The sequence below is a fragment of the Streptomyces sp. 4F14 genome (genome assembly GCF_048159485.1).
Lineage (GTDB): Bacteria > Actinomycetota > Actinomycetes > Streptomycetales > Streptomycetaceae > Streptomyces.
Genome location: NZ_JBLRVY010000272.1, coordinates 1 through 357, shown reverse-complemented (window position 1 = coordinate 357; position 357 = coordinate 1). Strand labels below are relative to the sequence as shown.

Genomic DNA, 357 nt, shown 5'->3' with positions numbered 1-357 from the left:
TGGCCAGCCCGTCCTTGAAGTAGCTGCCCCACGTCTGGAACGCCTTCACGGCCTCGGGGGAGTCGAGCGCGGCCTTGCCGTCGGCGTCGGTGAGGCTGCCGCCCTCGGAGTACAGGAACTGGAGCCAGCTCTGCCAGGCGCCGGTGTTGCCGGGCTGGAGGGCGGTGCCCCACTGGGCGCCGTTCTTCTGGTACGCCTCGGCGAGCTTGTGGTGGTCGTCCCAGGTGACGGGGGCCGTGTCGACGCCGGCCTGCTTCGCGAGGTCGGTGCGGTAGGAGCGGCCGCGTACGTCGGCGTACCAGGGGACGCCGTAGGCGGTGCCGTCCACCACGTTGCTGTTCCAGGTGGCGGGGAAGC

1 protein-coding gene is annotated in these 357 nt (G+C 71.4%); it reads right to left on the bottom strand.

Annotated features, from left to right (window positions below; translation table 11 throughout):
• The coding region (locus tag ACLZOT_RS50675) for an extracellular solute-binding protein (RefSeq protein WP_416976079.1) at positions 1-357 on the bottom strand (357 nt) is incomplete at both ends.